Genomic DNA, 19,252 nt, shown 5'->3' with positions numbered 1-19,252 from the left:
CCCAGCCGGTGCCGCACCTGGCCAATGCCCGCCCCTGCGCCGCCCCCTCCGGTCGCGGCGCAGAGGCCGTTTTCTGCGTATTTCCTTCGCAGCCCTCATCCGAGACGTATCGACACAAGAGTTTCCCTTGCCCTCACCGGCATCTTCGGGCACCAATCCTGCGATTAGGCGCATGACGCTCCCAAGATTGACCGACGGGCCGCACGACCGAGACGGCGACGCCCGCGCCCGAGACTGACAAGACAAGGACTGACACCTATGACCGACGGCCTGCTGGACATGAACGCGAAACCGACCGAAACCCTTTCGGTCCGGGACGTCTTTGGCATCGATTCCGACATGACCGTCAAAGGTTTTGCGGATGGAACCGACCGGGTTCCGGCGCTGGATTCGACGTACAAATTCGACCGCGACACCACTTTGGCGATTCTTGCCGGCTTCAGCCACAATCGTCGGGTGATGATCCAGGGCTACCACGGCACGGGCAAGTCCACTCACATCGAACAGGTCGCGGCCCGCCTGAACTGGCCCTCCGTGCGCGTCAACCTCGACAGCCACATCAGCCGGATCGACCTCATCGGCAAGGACGCGATCAAGCTGCGCGACGGCAAGCAGGTCACCGAGTTCCACGAAGGCATCCTGCCCTGGGCGCTCCGGAACCCGGTTGCGATCGTCTTTGACGAATATGACGCGGGCCGCGCCGACGTGATGTTCGTGATCCAGCGGGTGCTTGAACATGACGGCAAGCTGACGCTGCTCGACCAGAACGAGATCATCACCCCGAACCCCTATTTCCGGCTGTTTGCGACCGCGAACACCGTCGGCTTGGGCGACACCACCGGCCTGTACCACGGCACCCAGCAGATCAACCAGGCGCAGATGGACCGCTGGTCGCTTGTGGCCACCCTGAACTACCTCAGCCACGACGCCGAAACCGCCATCGTTCTGTCCAAGGCACCGCATTACAACACCGAAAAAGGCCGCAAGGATATCGCCCAGATGGTGACCGTGGCCGACCTCACCCGGACCGCCTTCATGAACGGCGATCTGTCGACCGTGATGTCCCCCCGGACGGTGATCAACTGGGCCCAGAACGCCGAGATTTTCCGCGACATCGGCTATGCCTTCCGCCTGTCGTTCCTCAACAAATGTGACGAGCTGGAACGCCAGACCGTGGCCGAATTCTACCAACGCTGCTTTGACGAGGAGCTGCCCGAAAGCGCCGCAAACGTGAGCCTGGGATAAGGAGCGGGGATCCGACGGCACCGCCGTCGGACCGGTGCCGGAGCCCCCTCGATGGGGGCTCCGGCACCCCGTCCCTGGCGGGACGGGGACAGTCATTGCAAAAGACTGGACAGCGTCGCGCAAAACTCCAATGCTGGTGCAACAGGAGCAAGGGCTCATGAACAAACCAAACAACAACCCGGCAGATCCGTTCAAGAAGGCCCTCGCCGAGGCCACCAAAGTCATGGCTGACGACGCCGAATTGAACGTGAACTACTCGGTGGACCCCTCCGGTCTGTCCGGCGACACCATGCGCCTGCCGCAGGTCTCGCGCCGCATGTCCCGCGAAGAAGTCCTGCTGGCGCGTGGCACCGCCGATGCGCTGGCGCTGCGTCACAAGTATCACGACAACGGGGTGCACGACCGCTACGTGCCAAAGGGCGACATGGCGCGCGAGCTCTATGAGGCGATGGAAGGGGCCCGCTGCGAGGCGATGGGCGCCCGTGACATGCCTGGCACCGCCTCCAACATCGACGTCAAGATCCAGCACGAGGCGCTGCGGCGCGGCTATGATCAGGTCACCTCGGCCTCCGAGGCGCCGCTGGCGGTCTCGGCCGGTTACCTGATCCGCCATCTGGCCACTGGCCGCCCGCTGCCAGACGCCGCCGCCAATGTGATGGAGCTCTGGCGGGGCTTCATCGAGGCTCAGGCCGGCGACACCCTGGAAATCCTCGACGAGACGATTTCCGATCAGTCGGCCTTTGCCAAATTCGCCCGCCGCATCATTGCCGACCTTGGCTATGGCGATCAACTGGGCGACGACCCGGATGATCTCGATGACGAGATGGACGACGACGCGGATGAAACCGCCGAACAGGAAGAACAGCCCGACAGCACCGGCGACGACGACAGCGACGAGGAAGAGGCCGACGCCTCTCCCGAACAGGCGCAGGACCAGCAGCAGGACGAAAGCCAGGCCCAGGTCTCCTCGGACGATATGGCCGACGAAGAGATCACCGACGAAACCGAAATGCCCGATGGCGAGGCGCCGATGGAGCCGCCGCCACCGCCGTCGGTGTCTGATGCCGACCCTGACTACAAGGTCTTCCTCGACACCCATGACGAAGAGATCGCTGCCGAGGATCTCGCCGAGCCGCAGGAACTGGAGCGGCTGCGCGCCTATCTCGACCAACAGCTGGAACCGCTGAAGGGCGCCGTGTCGCGTCTTGCCAACAAGCTGCAGCGCCGTCTGCAAGCGCAGCAGAACCGGTCGTGGGAGTTCGACAAGGAAGAAGGCGTTCTGGACGCTGGCCGTCTGGCGCGGGTGGTGGCGAACCCGACCACGCCCCTGTCGTTCAAGGTCGAAAAGGACATGGAATTCCGCGACACCGTGGTGACGCTGCTGCTGGACAACTCCGGCTCCATGCGGGGGCGGCCGATCTCGATTGCGGCAATCTGTGCCGATGTTCTGGCGCGCACCCTGGAACGCTGCAACGTCAAGGTCGAAATCCTCGGCTTTACCACCCGCGCCTGGAAAGGCGGCCTCTCGCGCGAGGCCTGGCTGAACGAAGGACGCCCGCAATTGCCCGGTCGCCTCAATGACCTGCGGCACATCATCTACAAAGGGGCCGATGCGCCCTGGCGACGTGTGCGCCCCAATCTGGGCCTGATGATGAAAGAGGGGCTGTTGAAGGAAAACATCGACGGTGAGGCGCTGGAATGGGCGCATCGCCGCATGGTCGCCCGCCCCGAGGCGCGCAAGATCCTGATGGTGATCTCGGATGGCGCCCCGGTCGATGATTCGACGCTCTCGGTCAACCCGGCCAACTACCTGGAAAAACACCTGCGCGACGTGATCGCCATGGTGGAAAAACGCAAACAGGTGGAGCTTTTGGCGATTGGCATCGGCCATGACGTGACCCGCTATTATGATCGCGCGGTGACCATCACCGATGTCGAACAGTTGGCCGGCGCGATGACCGAACAGCTCGCCGCCCTGTTTGACAGTGATCCACGCGCCCGCGCCCGGGTGATGGGGATGCGCCGGGCCGGCTGACCACATCGCGGCGGCGCGCAGCATAGGAAGCGGACCGGATCGGCAGGCCTCCTGCCGGATCGGCCCCCGGCGTCCGGCCGCTCCCATCCTGTCGTGCTCCCGTCCCATCCCCATCTGATCGCACCCGGCGCGGCTTAGGGCGCGACAGCTGATGTCCCAGACGTGCCCGGGACTGCGGGCCGGGTGCCGCGACGGACAGCGGGCTGTTTGCGGCTCGGGCTTGTCTGCACGGGCCCGATCTGCAACAAAACGACTCCCAACCGCCGCGCATCCCGCCGCAGGTCGCAACGGGCCACCACCGGCACGCCTTCATCCCGGTCCCTGCCCGCCTTTTTTCGGCAGCAGGCCAGAGCCTCAGGAGGAACAGATGTTCCAGACATTCGATGTCACATCGCGGCCCGAACAGGGGCCGGACCGGCTTGCAGCCCTGCGGGCAGAACTGGCCCGCGAGGGCTACGATGGCTTTCTGGTCCCGCGCGCTGACGCCCATCAGGGCGAAAATGTCGCCCCACGCGACGAACGGCTGTCCTGGCTCACCGGGTTTACCGGATCTGCTGGCTTTTGCGCCGCCCTGCGGGACAGCGCCGGCGTGTTCATCGACGGGCGCTACCGGACACAGGTCAAACAGCAGGTCGCAGATGTCTTCACCCCGGTGCCCTGGCCCGAGGTGTCGCTGGCGGACTGGCTGCGCACAGAGCTGCCCGACGGCGGCCGGCTGGCCTATGATCCCTGGCTGCATTCCGCCCGCGAAATCCGCGAGCTGTCCGCCCGGCTCAAGGGCAGCGGGCTCAGCCTGATCGAAACCGACAATCTGGTGGACCGGATCTGGACAGACCAGCCACCGCCACCGCAGGCTCCCGTCACGGCCCACCCCGTGGCCTTTGCTGGTGAAACCGCCGCCGCCAAGGCCGCCCGCCTGGCGGAGGGGCTGCGCAAGGGCGGCCACTGCGCCGCCATCCTGACCCTGCCCGACAGCCTGATGTGGCTTTTGAACCTGCGCGGTGCTGATATCGCCCGGACCCCCGTGGCGCATGGCTTTGCCATCCTGCATGACGACGCCCGCGTGGATCTCTTCATGGCCGAGGCCAAGCTTGGCGACATCGACCTTGGCGCCAACGTCACCCCCCATGACCCGGCCCGGTTCACTGAGGCGGTATCAGGGCTGAACGGTCAGGTCGCCGTCGATGACGGCAGCCTGCCACAGGCGCTGGCTCAGGTGCTGGGGGACCGGATGGACCCCGCCGGCGACCCCTGCGCCCTGCCCAAGGCCCGCAAGAACACAGCCGAGATCGACGGCAGCGCCGCGGCGCACGAACGGGACGGCGCTGCCGTGGTCGAGGCCCTCGCCTGGCTCGACGCACAGCCACCGGGCACCGTGACCGAGATCGACGTGGTCACCCAGCTCGAAGCCTTCCGCGCCGCGGACCCTGCGCTGCGCGACATCAGCTTTGAAACCATCGCCGGGACCGGTCCCAATGGCGCGATCATCCACTACCGGGTGACCAGGGAAACCAACGCCACCCTCCAGGACGGCCACCTCCTGGTGCTCGACAGTGGCGGGCAATACCTTGATGGCACCACGGATATCACCCGCACTATCGCCATCGGCACGCCGGGCCGCACCGAGGCCGAGGCCTTTACCCGCGTGCTGCAGGGCATGATCGCCATCTCGCGTCTGCGCTGGCCCGAGGGCCGCGCCGGGCGGGACCTTGAGGCCATCGGACGCATGCCGCTGTGGCTGGCCGGTCAGGATTTCAACCACGGGATCGGCCACGGCGTCGGGGCGTTTCTCAGCGTACATGAAGGCCCGCAAGGTCTGTCGCGGCTCAACACCGTCCCGCTGGAGCCGGGTATGATCCTGTCGAACGAACCTGGCTACTACCGCGAAGGCGCTTTTGGCATCCGGATCGAAAACCTGCTGGTAGTTGAAACGGCCCGCCCCCTTGACTCCGGCGACGCGGACCGCAACATGCTGTCGTGGCGCACATTGACCTACGCGCCCATTGATCGCCGCCTCGTGGTGCCCGGCTTTTTGTCCGAGGCCGAGCGGGACTGGCTTAACTCGTATCACGCGGACGTCTTCCGCAAACTAGCATCCCGCGTCAGCGCAGCTGCGGCCAAATGGCTAGAAGCAGCCTGTGCGCCACTGTGATACCTGACTGTTACACTGAGCGGGCAGAAGCCTTACCACAGCGAGAAGGAGGGGGAACCCGATGACCAATATCACGATCCGCAAGGCCGAAGGAAAATGGGTTGTACGCTCGGGCGGCGCCGTTCTGGGCGAAAGCTCCAATGCGCTGGAGTTGCTGGAGGATGACCGCGCGCCGGTGATTTATTTCCCGCGGGGCGATATCGCCATGGCCTTTCTCGATCAGACCGACAAGACCACCCATTGCCCGCACAAGGGCGACGCGACCTATTACTCCATCGTCAACAAATCCTCTGTTTCCGAGAATGCAGCATGGAGTTACGAGGCGCCGCTGGATGCCGTCGCTGACATCAAGGGCCATCTGGCCTTCGAGGTGCAGGACTCGGTCAAGGTCGAGCAGGTCTGAGCCTCGGCCATTTGCCTATGAGAGGTGACTAAGCCGGGCCAGAGCGCTCGGCTTTTTTGCAACACTTTCACACAAAGCCCGCTGGGCAGCTCCGTGAATTCCAACTTTTCGAATGAAGGCAGCAGACCGGTGGCAGATGTCAGCGCCCGCAGCACTGACCCGGAAAATAGAAAACGCGCCACCATGCGGAGCGTTTTCGCTTATCCGTCAGTTGGAGAGCACAACGTCACTTAGGCTGCGGCGCAGATCATCAGCACCGTCCCGCCCCAGAGAGCTCTGGGATTTACACGTTGTTTCAACAACATACTCGATCAAAGCCGTGAGTGCAGCCCGTTCGTTTTCCTGCTCATTCGATGCCCTTGCGGACGTTACCTCTGTGAGGCCCCTTACCAACGCACGCATTATTATTTTCCACCCGATGCCTGCTGCTGTTAACCTTTTTTTATAGAAATGCCCGGATCGCCTATTGTTATCAAGTTTAAAATGAGACTGGCGCGATTTTGAGATTCGATATCTGTCGCGAAAGAGCCGACCGTGGCATTTTTGCTCTACCGGTTACGGTGCCTGCAGACGGCCTTCGTGCCCGGCCGAGGCGGGCTAGCCGGGTCGCGCAAAGCGAATCACCTGTGCGCCAGAGCTCAGCGATGTTCCTCGGCCGAGACGGCCACCAGCGCAGAGTTATAGGCCTTCAGCGCATCAAGATGGCGCAGCACACCGACGATCTGCGGTCCCGGCGCGTCATTCTCAACCGCGTCGCTTTGCGCGACCACCGGGACGAAATCCAGATCTTCGCGATCAAACATCGGCAGGGCTGCCTCCAGCGTCGCATCATGTGACAACACGATGCCATCCGCCACCAACTCCGCCGCAGCCTCTTCTTCCTCGGCGGCAAGTGGGCGCATGACCTTGCCCACCAGCAATGTACCCAGCAGATAAGACTGAGGCCCGGCAGCGCAGCGCAGATTGCGGCGCTCCAGCTGGGTCAGAAAGAACGACCGGTCCACCAGACGCGACGCCAGCGCCGTTGACATTGAAACCGATACCATCACCGCCAGACCGATCTGCCAGTCTCCGGTCAGCTCGAACACGATCAGGGTGGTTGAAATCGGCGCGCCAAGCACCGCCGCCGCCACCGCCCCCATGCCCGCAAAGGCATAGAGCGTATGCGTCCCCGAAACATCAGGCAGGATGGCCGTGGCGATCAGACCAAACGCCAGCCCGGTCAGCGCCCCCACCATCAACGATGGTGAAAAGACCCCGCCCCCCATGCGCCCGCCCATGGTCACGGACACCGCCGCCGCCTTGACCAGCGCAAAGATGATCGCCTGCCCCAACAGCAGCTGACCTGACAGCGCCAGAACCGTGGTTTCATACCCGACGCCGATGATATGCGGGAACCAGATCGCAATCAGCCCCAGCAGGAAACCCGCAACAGCCGGCCGCAACCAACGTGGCACATGCAGCGTCGTCTGCACCCAGGTTGCCAGCCGGTCCGCGAGAAAAATCGAATGCATCAACAGCCCCGCGACCAGGCCGCAGATCAGCCCCAGCAACAGAAAGGCCGGCAGTTCGACATAAAACTGCAACGCGCCGGGGGTATTGAGCACAAATTCGGTCACGTCGCCATATTGCAGCCGGTTGATGACCGTCCCCGCGACAGAGGCGACAACAATGGGCGCGAAGGTATTGACCGAGAAATGCCGCAGCACCACCTCCATCGCGAACAGCGCCCCGGCGATGGGCGCGTTGAAACTGGCCGAAACGGCAGCGGCCACCGCACAGCCCAGAAGATCCCGCCCGGAAATGCCATCGGCCCGGATTTTTTCGCTGACCCAGGTCGAAATCATACCCGCCAGATGCACCACGGGCCCCTCCCGTCCCGAAGATCCCCCCGTCGAAAGCGTCAGGAACGAGGCCACGGCGGAGGCCATGCCCTGGCGCAGTTCGACCCGCCCCTCGCGCAGGGCGGCCCCCTCGATCACATCCGCCACGGAGCGCACCCTGGCATCCTCGGTGAACCGATGCAGGATCAGCCCGACGACCAGCCCGCCCAGCACCGGCACCAACAACAGGATGTACCACGGTAAGGTGGCCGCAAAACTGTGAAGAAGATCAACATCATCGGCGCCGTAGACCCAGCCTTGCAGCGTCGCGATCCCGGTGCGGAACGCCAGCGCGGCAAACCCCGCAAGGACGCCGATCACCAGGGCGATCAACCAGAACTGAAACTGGCTCGGCCCCCGTCGCACCAACGACTGGCGCGCAGTCTTCATCCTCGCCCAAACCTCAACAAGATGTCCGGCCAATACAGAAGGGGACTGTCGCGCCATCAACGGGCCTCCGATCAATTCATTGATAATTCAACCTCTCGCGGTGACCAAGAGGCATATCGAACAGTTCTTTACCTGTCGTGAATCGTCACTCTTGAAGCAAAAGCGCCCCGGCGGCGGCGCGCGCCTCGGGCGTGATGCGGTCGCCAGAGACCATGCGGGCAATCTCGTCGATGCGTTCTTCGCGATCCAGCGCGACCACGTCAGAAAGGGTCACCCCCGCCTGCACCGATTTCTGCACCCGCCAGTGATAGGCACCCTGGGCGGCCACCTGCGGCGAATGGGTAACGACCAGCACCTGACTGCCTTCGGCCAGCGCCCGCAGCCGCCGCCCGACGGCATCTGCCGTGGCCCCGCCCACGCCCCGGTCGATCTCGTCAAAAATCAGCGTTTTTGCATCGTCATCGCCGCGCAAACAGACCTTCAGCGCCAACAGGAACCGGCTGAGTTCGCCGCCAGAGGCGATCTTGTTCAGCGGCCCCGCCGGGGCGCCGGGGTTGGTCGCAACCGCAAAGGCAACGCCGTCGACCCCATCCGGTCCGGCCTCGGTCGGGGTGATCAGCGTTTCAAAAACCGCGCGCTCCATTTTAAGCGGCGCCAGTTCCGCCATCACCGCAGCGTCCAGCGTTGCGGCGCTGTCACGCCGCCGCGCAGACAATCGTTCTGCGGCCGTGGCATAGGTGGCTTCTGCCGCCCGCAATGCCTTTTCCTGATCGGCAAGGTCCTGATCGCCTGCATCCAGCGCTTGCAACTTGTCGCGCAGCGTCTCTGCATAGCGGGCCAGATCGTCGGGCTGGACATTGTGTTTGCGCGCCAAGGCCCGGATCGCGAACAGGCGCTCTTCGCAATCCTCCAGATCGCTGGTGTTGAACTCCAGCCCTTCGAGGAAGCGTTCGACACCGTCCTGCGCTTCGCCCAGTTCGATCATGGCACGCCCCAAGGCAGCCAATGGTGCATCCAACCCGTCGTCCGCGTCGCCGGCCACCGCCTCCAGCCAGCGTTGCGCCTCTCCCATTGCGCCCTCTGCCCCTTCGGACAGCAGCCCATAGGCCCGCGCAATATCGCCGCGAATGCGTTCGGCGGCCTGCATCTGACGGCGATGGGCGTCCAGACTTTCGTCTTCGCCCGGTTCCGGGTTGAGCTGATCCAGCTCCGCCACCGAATGGCGCAGGAATTCCTCTTCTGCCCGCACCGCTTCCAGGGCGCGGCGGGTGGACTCCACCGCCTTGCGCGCCTTGGCCGTCGCGGTCCAGGCCGTCCGGACCTCCTGCAGCAACGGGGCCGCGCCGGCAAACGTGTCCAGCATCGCCCGATGGCCGCGCGGGTTCAGCAATCCGCGATCGTCATGTTGACCATGAAGTTCCAGCAGCGTCTCGGACAGCGCCCGCAGCACCTCTCCCGAACAGCGCCGGTCGTTGACCCAGGCCGTCTTGCGGCCATCGGCGGTGTTCACCCGGCGCAGGATCAGGCTGTCGCTGACCGGCAGGCCGGCCTCTTCCAGCACCGCACGGGCCGCGTGCCCGGGGCTGAGTTCGAATTCCGCCATCACCTCGCCCTGCGCCGCACCCTGCCGCACCAGCGCGGCCCGGCCACGCCACCCCAGCACAAAGCCCAGCGAATCCAGCAAGATGGACTTACCCGCCCCGGTTTCACCCGTCAGCACGTTCAGACCCGGCTGGAAGGTCAGTTCCAGATGGTCGATAATCAGAAGGTCACGAATATCAAGAGCGCGCAGCATCGAGATGCCCTGTTATTGCCGTCAGAGCCATTCGCCTTTGATGGATTGGCGATAGATCTGTGCGAGCCAATTGTTGCCCCGATCCCGCGGCTTCAGCCCCTGGGATGTCAGCAGTTTGAAGCTGTCCTCATACCACTCCGTCGAACGGAAGTTGTGGCCGAGGATGGCACCGGCGGATTGCGCTTCGTCAGTCAGCCCCAGCGACAGATAGGCTTCGACAAGGCGGTGCAGCGCCTCGGCCGTATGGACCGTGGTCTGGAAGTCCTCAACCACCACCCGGAACCGGTTGATCGCGGCGGCATAGTGTTTCTTCTTGAGGTAATAGCGCCCGATTTCCATTTCCTTGCCCGCAAGGTGGCTGAACGCAAGGTCGAACTTCAGGATCGCCGAGGAGGCATATTCGCTCTCGGGGTACACTTCGATGACGGTCCGCAGCGATTGCAACGCCTGGAAGGTCAGCCCCTGGTCGCGCCCGACCTCGTCGATTTGATCGTAATAGGACAAGGCAAGCAGATACTGGGCATAGGCCGCGTCTTCGTCGGTGGGGTAGAAATCAATGAACCGTTGCGCCGCAGACCGGCTGTTTTCGTATTCCCCATCCTGATGATAGGTAAAGGCCTGCATGATCAGCGCCTGCTTTGCCCATTCCGAATAGGGGTAAAGCCGCTCCACCTCGGAGAAAAAGAAGGCCGCGTCGTCGGACCGGTTGCGGGCCAGTTCAAATTCGCCGCGCTCGTAGATCTGCGCGGGCGAGAACGCCTCAAGGTTCAGATCCGTCCTCTGAGCATCGCCATCTGCGCCCCCACATGCGGCCAAGCTCGTCATCAGAATGACCACTCCGATGCCTTTGGCTGCTGCCCTGATGCCGATCATTCCTGCCTCACTTCACCGTCTCGTTCGCCTGCGCAGCGGCGCAGTCCGGGGGCCGCATGTTGTGCATACGGTCCGGCGTCGCCACGGTCTAGCACATTCATATGATGTGCAAAACGCCTTTCACGCCGCTGCTGTTCAATTGGCAGACAAAGCCGGTGAGGGTCAAGTCTGCATCCACGGTCATCTTCACCCCGTCCGCGCAAAAGTCATCGACACCGACGCCATCCGGCGCTGCCATCGGCAGAAACAGGCCGATGATGAAATCGCGGCGGATCACCGCAGCCCAGCAGCGGACGTTCAAACCATCGCGGCGCAAAGGCGTTGAAAATTCAGGAAAAACAGGTTCTGAAGGGTTGATTGCGCCGGACAACAGGCTACCGGGTCAGCAGCCAACCTGGGGCAGCAGGCAACGCGGCCGGATCACGCGACGCGGCGCACATCCTTGGGGATTTCCGACCAGACAAGGCCCTGCCCCGGCAGACGTGCGGTACGGACCGGATCACAGGTGACTTCGCGCACCGCGCCCGGCTCGGCAAACACCGCACGCAGCAGCGTGTTGGTCAGCGAATGGCCGGCCTTGTCACCGATATAGTGACCAAAGATCGGCAGCCCCGCGAGCGCCAGATCCCCAAGCGCATCCAGCATCTTGTGCCGTACCGGCTCGTCAGCATGGCGCAGGCCAGACCCCGCATGAACCACCGGACCGTCGAAAACAACGGCGTTTTCACCGGGCACACCGCCCAGAGCCAGCCCGTTGGACTGCATGGTTTCCACATCGACCCGGCGGCAGAAGGTACGGCTGTCACACAGCTCACGCGCAAAGGCACCGTTGCGCAGGTCCAGTTCGCGGCTTTGGCTGCCGATGCCTTGTTCCGCGAATTCGATGTTAAAGGTGATCTTGAGCCGGTCGCAGGGCATCAGCATCGCCCGCGCATCGCGAGTTTCAACCAGCACCGGCTTGACGATTTCCCAGGCCCGGACCGGAACGCCCAGCCGCTGCAGGCCGGTCGCCATGATTCCACGTACGAACTGGGCGGAGGACCCGTCCATGATCGGCACTTCGGGGCCGTCGATCTCAATCCGGGCGTTGTGGACGCCACAGCCCGCAAGGGCGGCCATGATGTGCTCGACCGTCGAAACAGCCACCCCGGCCTTGTTGACGAGACGTGTGCAAAGCGCCGTGCGCTCCACCATGTCCCAGCGTGCGGGAACCACGGTGTCGCCAAGGGCAATGTCGCTCCGCTTGAAGGAGATCCCCTGCTGCGCGGCAGCAGGAAACACGACCATTTTAGCCGGTTTCCCGGTGTGCAGGCCGATACCTTCAAAGGTGACAGGTGCTTTAAGCGTATTTTGCACAGAGTGCCTCATGCGTAGTTTGCGATAACGGATATCGTCTCGCCGCTACACCTAAGGAGTCCTCCGCCTACTCACAATTCAATCTTTGCAACCGAATGAAACATCCCCGAAACAGGTCGGCAGAAGCTCGCGCAGGATCACTCAACCCGCTGTTTTAAAACGAAAAAGGGCCACCAAATGGCAGCCCCTCTCGATGGTTTCGTGAGTGGTTAGTTCGCTTGACGACGCAGGAATGCGGGAATTTCGATGCGTTCCTGGTCCTCGTCATGGGGGTGTTCGGCCTGTTGCGGTTGTGCTGTCTGCACGCTTGGCTGCACCCGCTGGGCCGATTGCGGCCGGTTTTGCGGCGCCTCATGCGGCTGACCGGTCATCCGGTTGATCAGGGAATTGAGGCCAAACCGGCGCTGTTCCTGCGGATCGGCGGGACGCCGTTGCTGTGCGCCCGGGCCGCCCTGCGGCTGCTGCGGTGCCGAAGACGCCCCATTGCCGGACTGGTGACGCTGGGCCGCTTCGCGCAGACGGAAAATCGCATCCTGCGACGGGGTGCCCGCGGCTGGCGCGCGCGGCGCGACAAAATTATCAGCCTGTGCTGCGGCCGGTTGTGGCTGCGCGGCGGGCTGCGGCTGATAGGCGGGCGGTGGCAGACCATCGTCGCTGCTCTTCACGGTCGAGACATCCTCGAACACCTCATCGCCGTGATCCTGCCCACGCCCCTGCTCGCCGTCGAATTCAGAAAACAGCGACGGCTCCTGACCTGTGCTTTCCGCGGCAACAGCCGGGATCGGTGCGGCGGCGGGCGCCTCGACCGGTTCGGTCAGTTCCAGAGGTGCGGCGCGGTTTTCTTCGACGCTGACGGTTTTCTTCAGCGGTGCCGACATCGGGCGACGCGGCACAGGCATGTCATGCACCATTTCGGACGCATCGATCCCGGTGGCCACGACGGAGACGCGCATCTTGCCTTCCATCGCCGTATCCAGGGTGGAGCCGACGATGATATTGGCGTCCGGATCGACCTCTTCGCGGATCCGGTTGGCCGCTTCGTCCAGTTCAAACAGGGTCAGGTCATGCGCACCGGTGATGTTGATCAGCACGCCCTTGGCGCCACGCAGGGAGATTTCGTCCAGCAGCGGGTTGGCAATGGCCTTTTCGGCGGCCTGAATGGCGCGATCTTCGCCTTCGGCCTCGCCGGTGCCCATCATCGCTTTGCCCATCTCGTCCATCACGGCGCGCACGTCGGCAAAGTCGAGGTTGATCAGACCGGGCCTTACCATCAGGTCCGTCACACCCTTTACCCCTTGGTAAAGGACATCGTCCGCCATGGAGAAGGCTTCGGTGAAGGTGGTTTTTTCATTCGCCAGCCGGAACAGGTTCTGGTTCGGAATGATGATCAGCGTATCGACGACCTTTTGCAGGCTCTCGACGCCGTCCTCGGCCTGACGCATCCGCTTGGCGCCTTCGAACTGGAACGGCTTGGTCACAACACCAACCGTCAACACACCCAGTTCGCGGGCCGCCTGGGCGATGATCGGGGCCGCGCCGGTGCCGGTGCCGCCGCCCATGCCGGCGGTGATAAAGCACATATGCGCCCCCGCCAGGTGGTCAACGATCTGCTCGATGCTTTCTTCTGCGGCGGCGGAGCCAACCGAGGGACGCGCCCCCGCGCCCAGACCTTCGGTCACCTTGACACCCAGCTGCACGCGGTTCTTTGCCGCGTTCTGCTGCAACGCCTGCGCGTCGGTGTTTGCCACGACAAAGTCCACGCCTTCCAGCTCTTTGGCGATCATGTTGTTGACGGCGTTGCCGCCAGCTCCACCCACGCCAAACACTGTGATCTTGGGCCGCAGCTCGTCTTGTCCGGGCATCGAAAGGTTCAGGGTCATGCTCTTTCCGCCTGTGTTCTATGCCCTCCCGCAAGGGCGTCCGTTGTCACTATTCTGCCTCAATCCTATCGCGAAGCAGGAGTCTCGTCATCCCCAAAAGCGCATTCGCCCACAAAATATGGGCCATTCACTCTGGATTTTTGCCGAATATCGCCATTTTGGCGAAATGTAGCGTAAGGCAGGGTAGCAACACACAAACGCAAATCGGTCACGCCTGCTTTTGCCCGCGCGTTCCGTTTCAATTTTGTGTTGGCGAACCCCTGCTCGGCCTCGCGCATCGCTGATTTCAGCGTATTGGGAGTGATTTTAACGCAGCCAAAAGCGACTGTCACGGCGAATGTGCCGCGCTTGTGGAAAAACTGTGGATAACTCTGGCACACCCTGGGCGGGTCGGCAAAACCCCGCCGGCGCGCGGCGGGGTTTGGCAGGCCCTCGCCCTCTGGCGGGCCGCCTTACCAGTTGTCCTTGAACCAGCGCACCACGCGGCGCATCGAGCTGCCGGACATCCGGTCCACCGGCGCCTCGAAATCCCACCATTCGTCCTGCGGATGAGCAGCAAAGAGGCAGAGCCCCACGGCAGAGGCAAACCCCGGCCCGGTCACCGCTTGCGGCAGGCCATGCACCCGCATCGGCCGGCCCAGACGCACCTGCTGGCCAAGGATGCGGCTGGCCAGACCGTCGAGCCCGAGGATCTGGCTGGAGCCGCCGGTCAGAACGATCTGCTGGCTCGGCAAATGGTCGAATCCGGCGGCGTCGAGACGGACGCGCACCTCCTCCAGGATCTCCTCGACGCGGGGCCGCATGATGCCGATCAGTTCCGCCCGGCTGACAGTGCGGCGGTCGCGCTCCCAATCGCCGGTCTCGCCGCCGATGTCGATCATGTCGCGGTCGTCGGCACCGGTGGCATGCACCCCGCCCGACATCGTCTTGATCCGCTCGGCGGTGGCCGTTGGCACGCCCAGCCCCATCGAAATGTCAGAGGTAATATGATCGCCGCCCATACGCACCGCATCGGCAAAGATCATGTGTTTCTTCATGAAGATCGACACCGAGGTGGTGCCGCCGCCGAGGTCGATACAGGCCGCGCCCAATTCCTGTTCGTCCTCGACCAGCGCCGAGATCCCGGACACATAGCCGGACGAGGCGATCCCCGCCAACTCCAGATCACAGCGCTGGATGCAGCGCACCAGGTTCTGGATCGCCGCCGCCTCGACCGTCAGCATATGCATGTCGACCGACAGCGCCTGCCCCATCTGGCCGCGCGGATCCTCAAGACCTGAGCGATTGTCGAGCGCAAAGTTCACCGGCTGCGCGTGCAGCACCTCGCGGCCGGCGCCATATTCCGGCACCTCGCAGGCGGCAAGAACGCGGGCGATCTCGTTCTCGGTGACCTCCTGGCCTTCCAGCTCCACGGTGGCATCCAGCCCGTAGGAACGCGGCAGCGCGCCGGCGAAACAGGCGATCACATGATCCACCCGCACCTCGGCCATCTTCTGCGCCGCCTGTACGGCGGTTCGGATCGCGCGTTCGGTTTCCTGCATGGCGGAGATCTCGCCAAAGGTGACCCCGCGCGACCGCGTTGTCGCCGCGCCGATGACCCGAACCCCCGACTGCCCCGCAAGCGAGCCGATGGAGTTATCCTCGCTCAGCCGCCCGGTGCCGTCAAAACGCAAAACCAGACAGGAGATCTTTGAACTCCCGATGTCCAGAATAGCGACAACGCCACGTTGCATCGCCAGGCGGCGCATCTGCCGCATCGCACGTTGGGATTGATACAGATCTGTCATATCAAAAAGAGCTCTCGTTCAATTCTCGAATGCGCCACCAGTCCTCGACTGCGGGCGCGTTCATCCGCACGGTTAGACGGGTCGGCAGTCGCAGATCGACCACCGCCACATCGCGTTCCAACAGGTCCTTGACCTCGCTCATGGCGATGACCCTTTCCAGCGCCGCCACCGGTCGCTCCACCGGCAGCTGGATACGCTGCCCCCGGTCCAGCACCACATCCCAGCGCCGCTCGCCGACGCGGATCAGCCCGCGCAGCCGTGCGCCCAGCGGACGTGCAGTGGCAAACAGGCGCAGCGCCTCGACCGCCTTTTTATCCGCCCCCCGGCCCGCGATCAGCGGCAGGTCCGGATGCAGACTGCGCTGCCCCAGTTCCGCGACAAAGGCACCGGTGTCGTCCAGCAGCGCCAGCCCGTCGCGGCTGCGCCAGACTATCGCCGGGGCGCGCTCCACCACATCGACCTGCAGAATGCCGCCGGGACGAATGCGCACGGCGGCGGTCTTGACCGGATCCAGCCCGACGATCAGGTCACGGATGGCTGCAAGATCGAGGTCAAAGGAACTGCGCGGCAGATCAAGCGAGGTAACCTCGCGGATGTCGGCCGCGACGCTGTCGCCGGCGCCGTCAATCGCCATCACATTGACCATGAATTCGGGGCGGGTCTCAAAGGCGGTGCGCGCCTCGGTATAAAGATCAACCAGATGCGCCCGGCGGGTCTCGCTCGCCAGGTAGCCCCCTGCCGCGGCCAGCACCACACAGATCGGCAGCCCAAGCCGCAGACCGGTGCGGATACCGGGGGTCAGCATCCAGCGCTGGATGCGGTATTTCAGCCGCGACGGTGCCGGATCGGCCCGGGAGTCGGCCCGCGCGCTGGCATTGCGCCGGGCGGTCAACGCTCGCATGACGCATCCTCCACCAGCCAGGCACAAAACTGGCCAAAGGTCAGGCCTGCATGCTGTGCCTGCTCCGGCGTCAGCGAGGTCGGCGTCATGCCGGGTTGCGTGTTGGTTTCCAACAACACCAGCCCCTCGGCGCCGCGCGTCTCGTCCCAGCGGAAATCGGTGCGCGACAGGCCCCGGCACCCCAGCACCGCATGCGCCCGCAGCGCATAGTCAAGGCACAGCTGGGTGATCTCGGCCGGGATCTCGGCGGGGACCACATGGCGCGATCCACCCGTGGCGTATTTCGCCTCGTAGTCATACCAGCCATCGGTGAGGATATCCGTCACACACAGCGCGCGGTCGCCCATCACGGTGGCGGTCAGCTCGCGCCCCGGCGCATAGGTTTCGACCATCACTTGCGCGGGCATTTCATCGGACAACTGCGGCGGGCCGTTGGCCGCCTCATGCACGATATAGATGCCGACGCTGGAGCCTTCGTTGTTGGGTTTGACCACATAGGGCGGCGCCATCACATGGCGGGCCATCACCTCGGCCTTGGGCGCAAGCACACTGTCCACCACCGGCAGCCCGACCGAACGGTAGGCCCCTTTGGAGCGTTCCTTGTCCATCGCCAGCGCCGAGGCCAGAACCCCGGAATGGGTATAGGGAAGGCGCAGCCATTCCAGCAGCCCCTGCACACAGCCATCCTCGCCCCAACGGCCATGCAGCGCGTTGAAAACCACATCCGGCTTGATGTCCTGCAAGTGCACTACCAGGTCGGGGCCTGCATCGACCTCGACCACTTCGTAGCCTTCTCCCCTCAGCGCGCGGGCGCATTCACGCCCCGTGGACAGTGACACCTCCCGCTCGGCGGAGGGGCCACCCATCAACATCGCAACCTTCGGGAGTGTATTGCTCGCTCCACCCACGATCACTGCCTCAATTTTACCCGGGCTTTGTTGCCCTATTTATTATTGTCAGGCGCCTGTCCCCGGATCGAACCGGCGATGGCGCCTTGATTTGATGTGGTGCGGGGCCGTTGACCGACCTCTCGCACCGCCTGTATCTCGCCTGTCCGACGTCTGAAACGAGGCCCATGTGGCACGGGCGCACCCCTCACGTCGAACAAACACCTGCGCTGACGCCCAGTTAATGACTAAAACCTTACGGTTTCATTAACCAAGGTAACCAAAACCCAAACCGCCCTGTGCCCAATTCGCCGCTTGCCTCGTTGCGTCAAATCGCCGACGAACGGCGTAACAACTTGAAGGTATTGAACTTTAGAGGATCACAAAGCTTCGGGATCGCCGATACGCATGATTTCCCATTCTAGCCAAATGCCGGAGTCCGCGTAAACCTTTTTCCGCACATTTTCGCCCAGGTTTTCAAGATCCGCGGCGGTCGCGCCACCGGCGTTGATCATGAAATTGGAATGTTTCTCGCTCATTTGTGCGCCGCCAAGGCGCGCGCCGCGCAGACCGGCGTCGTCGATCACCTTCCAGGCCTTCAGATCCATCACGTCATCCGCCGCCCCGGTCGAGGAAAACCCGGCCGGATTGCGGAACGTCGACCCCGCCGACCGCTCCTTGGTCGGCTGACTTTCGTCGCGCTTTTGCAACTGCGCCGCCATCCGCTCCGCCAGTGCCTCCGGTGCGCCCGCACCACCGCGCAGCCGGGCCGAAACCACCACCGCGCCCTCGGGCAATTCCGTCTGACGATACTGGAATTGCAGGTCTTCGCCGGTCAGTGTCGTAACCCGGCCATCGCGCAGCACCACCTGCGCCGAAACAAAGACATCCGCCATATAGGATCCGTAGCAGCCCGCGTTCATCCGCACCGCACCGCCGATGCTGCCGGGAATTGTGCGCAGGAATGTCAGATCGACGCCCGCTTCGGCCGCCTTGCGCGCCACATGCGCATCCAGCGCCGCCGCCCCGGCGGTCACCGTATCGCCGTCGATCTCGATCGTGTTGAAGCCCCGGCCGAGCCGGATCACCACCGCGCGAAGACCGCCGTCGCGCACGATCAGATTGGACCCGACGCCCATCGGGAACACCGCCACATCCCCGGGCAAGGCGCGCAGGAAATCCTGCAGGTCCGCCAGGTCTGCCGGCTGAAACAGGTAATCCGCCGGCCCGCCAACGCGCAGCCAGGTCAGCCCGGAGAGGTCTCGGTTCGGTGTCAGCGTGCCGCGCACGGCAGGAAGGTCGGTCATGGTTCGGTCGCTTCGTCAGGAGGATGCGTCTGGCCGGGGGCCGCCTTGGGGTTTAGTGGACCCGCCGCCGAGAGGAAAGGGCCGACGTAAGGCCGCCTCAGCCGCGCCGCCTGCCGCCGATCCAGCGCAGCAGATAGATCAGCGGCCAGCGCAGGATCGACATGCCCCCGGCCAACAGCGCCAGCCCCCACCAGGGGCCGTTCTGATAGGTGACATAGCCCAGGATCGGGATGCCGATGGCGATCAGCAGATAGGCCCGGCGCCAATGGTTGTCGCGGCTTGGGATCATCGCCAGCACATTGGCCAGCACCACCCAGAGGCAGGCAAGAATGAGCGAGGGCGTCATGGCTGCGGCACT

At 63.9% G+C, this 19,252-nt stretch carries 15 protein-coding genes; 4 read left to right on the top strand and 11 right to left on the bottom strand.

What is annotated here, in order from left to right:
• Positions 1-258: 258 nt before the first annotated feature.
• From cobS to TRIHO_RS06430, 4 genes are all read left to right on the top strand, one after another.
• The gene (gene cobS, locus TRIHO_RS06445; RefSeq protein ID WP_068241412.1) at positions 259-1,245 is read left to right on the top strand and encodes a cobaltochelatase subunit CobS; all 987 of its coding nucleotides are present in this window, start codon (positions 259-261) and stop codon (positions 1,243-1,245) included.
• 157 nt (positions 1,246-1,402) lie between these two features.
• A complete protein-coding gene (gene cobT, locus TRIHO_RS06440; protein ID WP_068241567.1) occupies positions 1,403-3,280 on the top strand; it encodes a cobaltochelatase subunit CobT in 1,878 nt (625 codons plus the stop codon).
• A gap of 367 nt (positions 3,281-3,647) precedes the next feature.
• A complete protein-coding gene (locus TRIHO_RS06435) occupies positions 3,648-5,432 on the top strand; it encodes an aminopeptidase P family protein (protein ID WP_068241410.1) in 1,785 nt (594 codons plus the stop codon).
• Positions 5,433-5,493: 61 nt separating this feature from the next.
• Positions 5,494-5,835, top strand: a complete 342-nt coding sequence (locus TRIHO_RS06430; RefSeq protein ID WP_068241408.1) for a DUF427 domain-containing protein — start codon at positions 5,494-5,496, stop codon at positions 5,833-5,835.
• A 638-nt stretch (positions 5,836-6,473) separates the two neighbouring features.
• Here the strand turns inward: TRIHO_RS06430 and TRIHO_RS06425 are convergent.
• The 11 genes from TRIHO_RS06425 to TRIHO_RS06375 all read right to left on the bottom strand — a co-directional run bounded on the left by TRIHO_RS06425 (position 6,474) and on the right by TRIHO_RS06375 (position 19,240).
• Positions 6,474-8,108: a chloride channel protein gene (locus TRIHO_RS06425; RefSeq protein WP_408646182.1), complete on the bottom strand. Its 1,635-nt coding sequence runs from the start codon at positions 8,106-8,108 to the stop codon at positions 6,474-6,476.
• A 145-nt stretch (positions 8,109-8,253) separates the two neighbouring features.
• On the bottom strand, positions 8,254-9,903 hold the full coding sequence (gene recN / locus TRIHO_RS06420) for a DNA repair protein RecN (RefSeq protein ID WP_068241405.1): 1,650 nt from the start codon (positions 9,901-9,903) through the stop codon (positions 8,254-8,256).
• 21 nt (positions 9,904-9,924) lie between these two features.
• Complete coding sequence (locus TRIHO_RS06415) at positions 9,925-10,776, bottom strand: outer membrane protein assembly factor BamD (RefSeq protein ID WP_068241403.1); 852 nt, start codon at positions 10,774-10,776, stop codon at positions 9,925-9,927.
• A 97-nt stretch (positions 10,777-10,873) separates the two neighbouring features.
• On the bottom strand, positions 10,874-11,077 hold the full coding sequence (locus tag TRIHO_RS06410) for a hypothetical protein (protein ID WP_131811181.1): 204 nt from the start codon (positions 11,075-11,077) through the stop codon (positions 10,874-10,876).
• A 119-nt stretch (positions 11,078-11,196) separates the two neighbouring features.
• The gene (lpxC, locus tag TRIHO_RS06405) at positions 11,197-12,144 is read right to left on the bottom strand and encodes a UDP-3-O-acyl-N-acetylglucosamine deacetylase (protein ID WP_068241399.1); all 948 of its coding nucleotides are present in this window, start codon (positions 12,142-12,144) and stop codon (positions 11,197-11,199) included.
• A 197-nt stretch (positions 12,145-12,341) separates the two neighbouring features.
• Positions 12,342-14,012: a cell division protein FtsZ gene (gene ftsZ / locus TRIHO_RS06400; RefSeq protein ID WP_068241397.1), complete on the bottom strand. Its 1,671-nt coding sequence runs from the start codon at positions 14,010-14,012 to the stop codon at positions 12,342-12,344.
• Positions 14,013-14,464: 452 nt separating this feature from the next.
• Positions 14,465-15,799, bottom strand: coding sequence for a cell division protein FtsA (gene ftsA / locus TRIHO_RS06395; protein WP_068241396.1), 1,335 nt, complete (start codon positions 15,797-15,799; stop codon positions 14,465-14,467).
• 1 nt (position 15,800) lies between these two features.
• The gene (locus TRIHO_RS06390) at positions 15,801-16,700 is read right to left on the bottom strand and encodes a cell division protein FtsQ/DivIB (RefSeq protein ID WP_068241394.1); all 900 of its coding nucleotides are present in this window, start codon (positions 16,698-16,700) and stop codon (positions 15,801-15,803) included.
• Positions 16,688-17,572, bottom strand: coding sequence for a D-alanine--D-alanine ligase (locus TRIHO_RS06385; RefSeq protein ID WP_068241392.1), 885 nt, complete (start codon positions 17,570-17,572; stop codon positions 16,688-16,690). Before TRIHO_RS06385 ends, TRIHO_RS06390 begins: the two co-directional genes overlap by 13 nt.
• Before the next feature lie 395 nt (positions 17,573-17,967).
• A complete protein-coding gene (gene murB, locus TRIHO_RS06380) occupies positions 17,968-18,894 on the bottom strand; it encodes a UDP-N-acetylmuramate dehydrogenase (RefSeq protein ID WP_068241390.1) in 927 nt (308 codons plus the stop codon).
• A 97-nt stretch (positions 18,895-18,991) separates the two neighbouring features.
• The gene (locus TRIHO_RS06375; protein ID WP_068241389.1) at positions 18,992-19,240 is read right to left on the bottom strand and encodes a DUF2484 family protein; all 249 of its coding nucleotides are present in this window, start codon (positions 19,238-19,240) and stop codon (positions 18,992-18,994) included.
• Positions 19,241-19,252: the final 12 nt, after the last annotated feature.

It is taken from the genome of Tritonibacter horizontis (genome assembly GCF_001518015.1).
GTDB lineage: Bacteria > Pseudomonadota > Alphaproteobacteria > Rhodobacterales > Rhodobacteraceae > Epibacterium > Epibacterium horizontis.
The sequence above is the reverse complement of the archived record's forward strand: the minus strand, read 5'-3'. Positions and strand labels throughout refer to the sequence as shown.

Excerpts from the sequence above, each read along its gene's own strand:
- TRIHO_RS06425 (WP_408646182.1), bottom strand. The coding sequence starts at position 8,108 with ATGAAGACTGCGCGCCAGTCGTTGGTGCGACGGGGGCCGAGCCAGTTT.
- cobS (WP_068241412.1), top strand. The coding sequence starts at position 259 with ATGACCGACGGCCTGCTGGACATGAACGCGAAACCGACCGAAACCCTT.
- TRIHO_RS06415 (WP_068241403.1), bottom strand. The coding sequence starts at position 10,776 with ATGATCGGCATCAGGGCAGCAGCCAAAGGCATCGGAGTGGTCATTCTG.
- TRIHO_RS06375 (WP_068241389.1), bottom strand. The coding sequence starts at position 19,240 with ATGACGCCCTCGCTCATTCTTGCCTGCCTCTGGGTGGTGCTGGCCAAT.
- cobT (WP_068241567.1), top strand. The coding sequence starts at position 1,403 with ATGAACAAACCAAACAACAACCCGGCAGATCCGTTCAAGAAGGCCCTC.
- recN (WP_068241405.1), bottom strand. The coding sequence starts at position 9,903 with ATGCTGCGCGCTCTTGATATTCGTGACCTTCTGATTATCGACCATCTG.
- TRIHO_RS06435 (WP_068241410.1), top strand. The coding sequence starts at position 3,648 with ATGTTCCAGACATTCGATGTCACATCGCGGCCCGAACAGGGGCCGGAC.
- ftsA (WP_068241396.1), bottom strand. The coding sequence starts at position 15,799 with ATGACAGATCTGTATCAATCCCAACGTGCGATGCGGCAGATGCGCCGC.
- lpxC (WP_068241399.1), bottom strand. The coding sequence starts at position 12,144 with ATGAGGCACTCTGTGCAAAATACGCTTAAAGCACCTGTCACCTTTGAA.
- murB (WP_068241390.1), bottom strand. The coding sequence starts at position 18,894 with ATGACCGACCTTCCTGCCGTGCGCGGCACGCTGACACCGAACCGAGAC.
- ftsZ (WP_068241397.1), bottom strand. The coding sequence starts at position 14,012 with ATGACCCTGAACCTTTCGATGCCCGGACAAGACGAGCTGCGGCCCAAG.
- TRIHO_RS06430 (WP_068241408.1), top strand. The coding sequence starts at position 5,494 with ATGACCAATATCACGATCCGCAAGGCCGAAGGAAAATGGGTTGTACGC.
- TRIHO_RS06390 (WP_068241394.1), bottom strand. The coding sequence starts at position 16,700 with ATGCGAGCGTTGACCGCCCGGCGCAATGCCAGCGCGCGGGCCGACTCC.
- TRIHO_RS06385 (WP_068241392.1), bottom strand. The coding sequence starts at position 17,572 with ATGTTGATGGGTGGCCCCTCCGCCGAGCGGGAGGTGTCACTGTCCACG.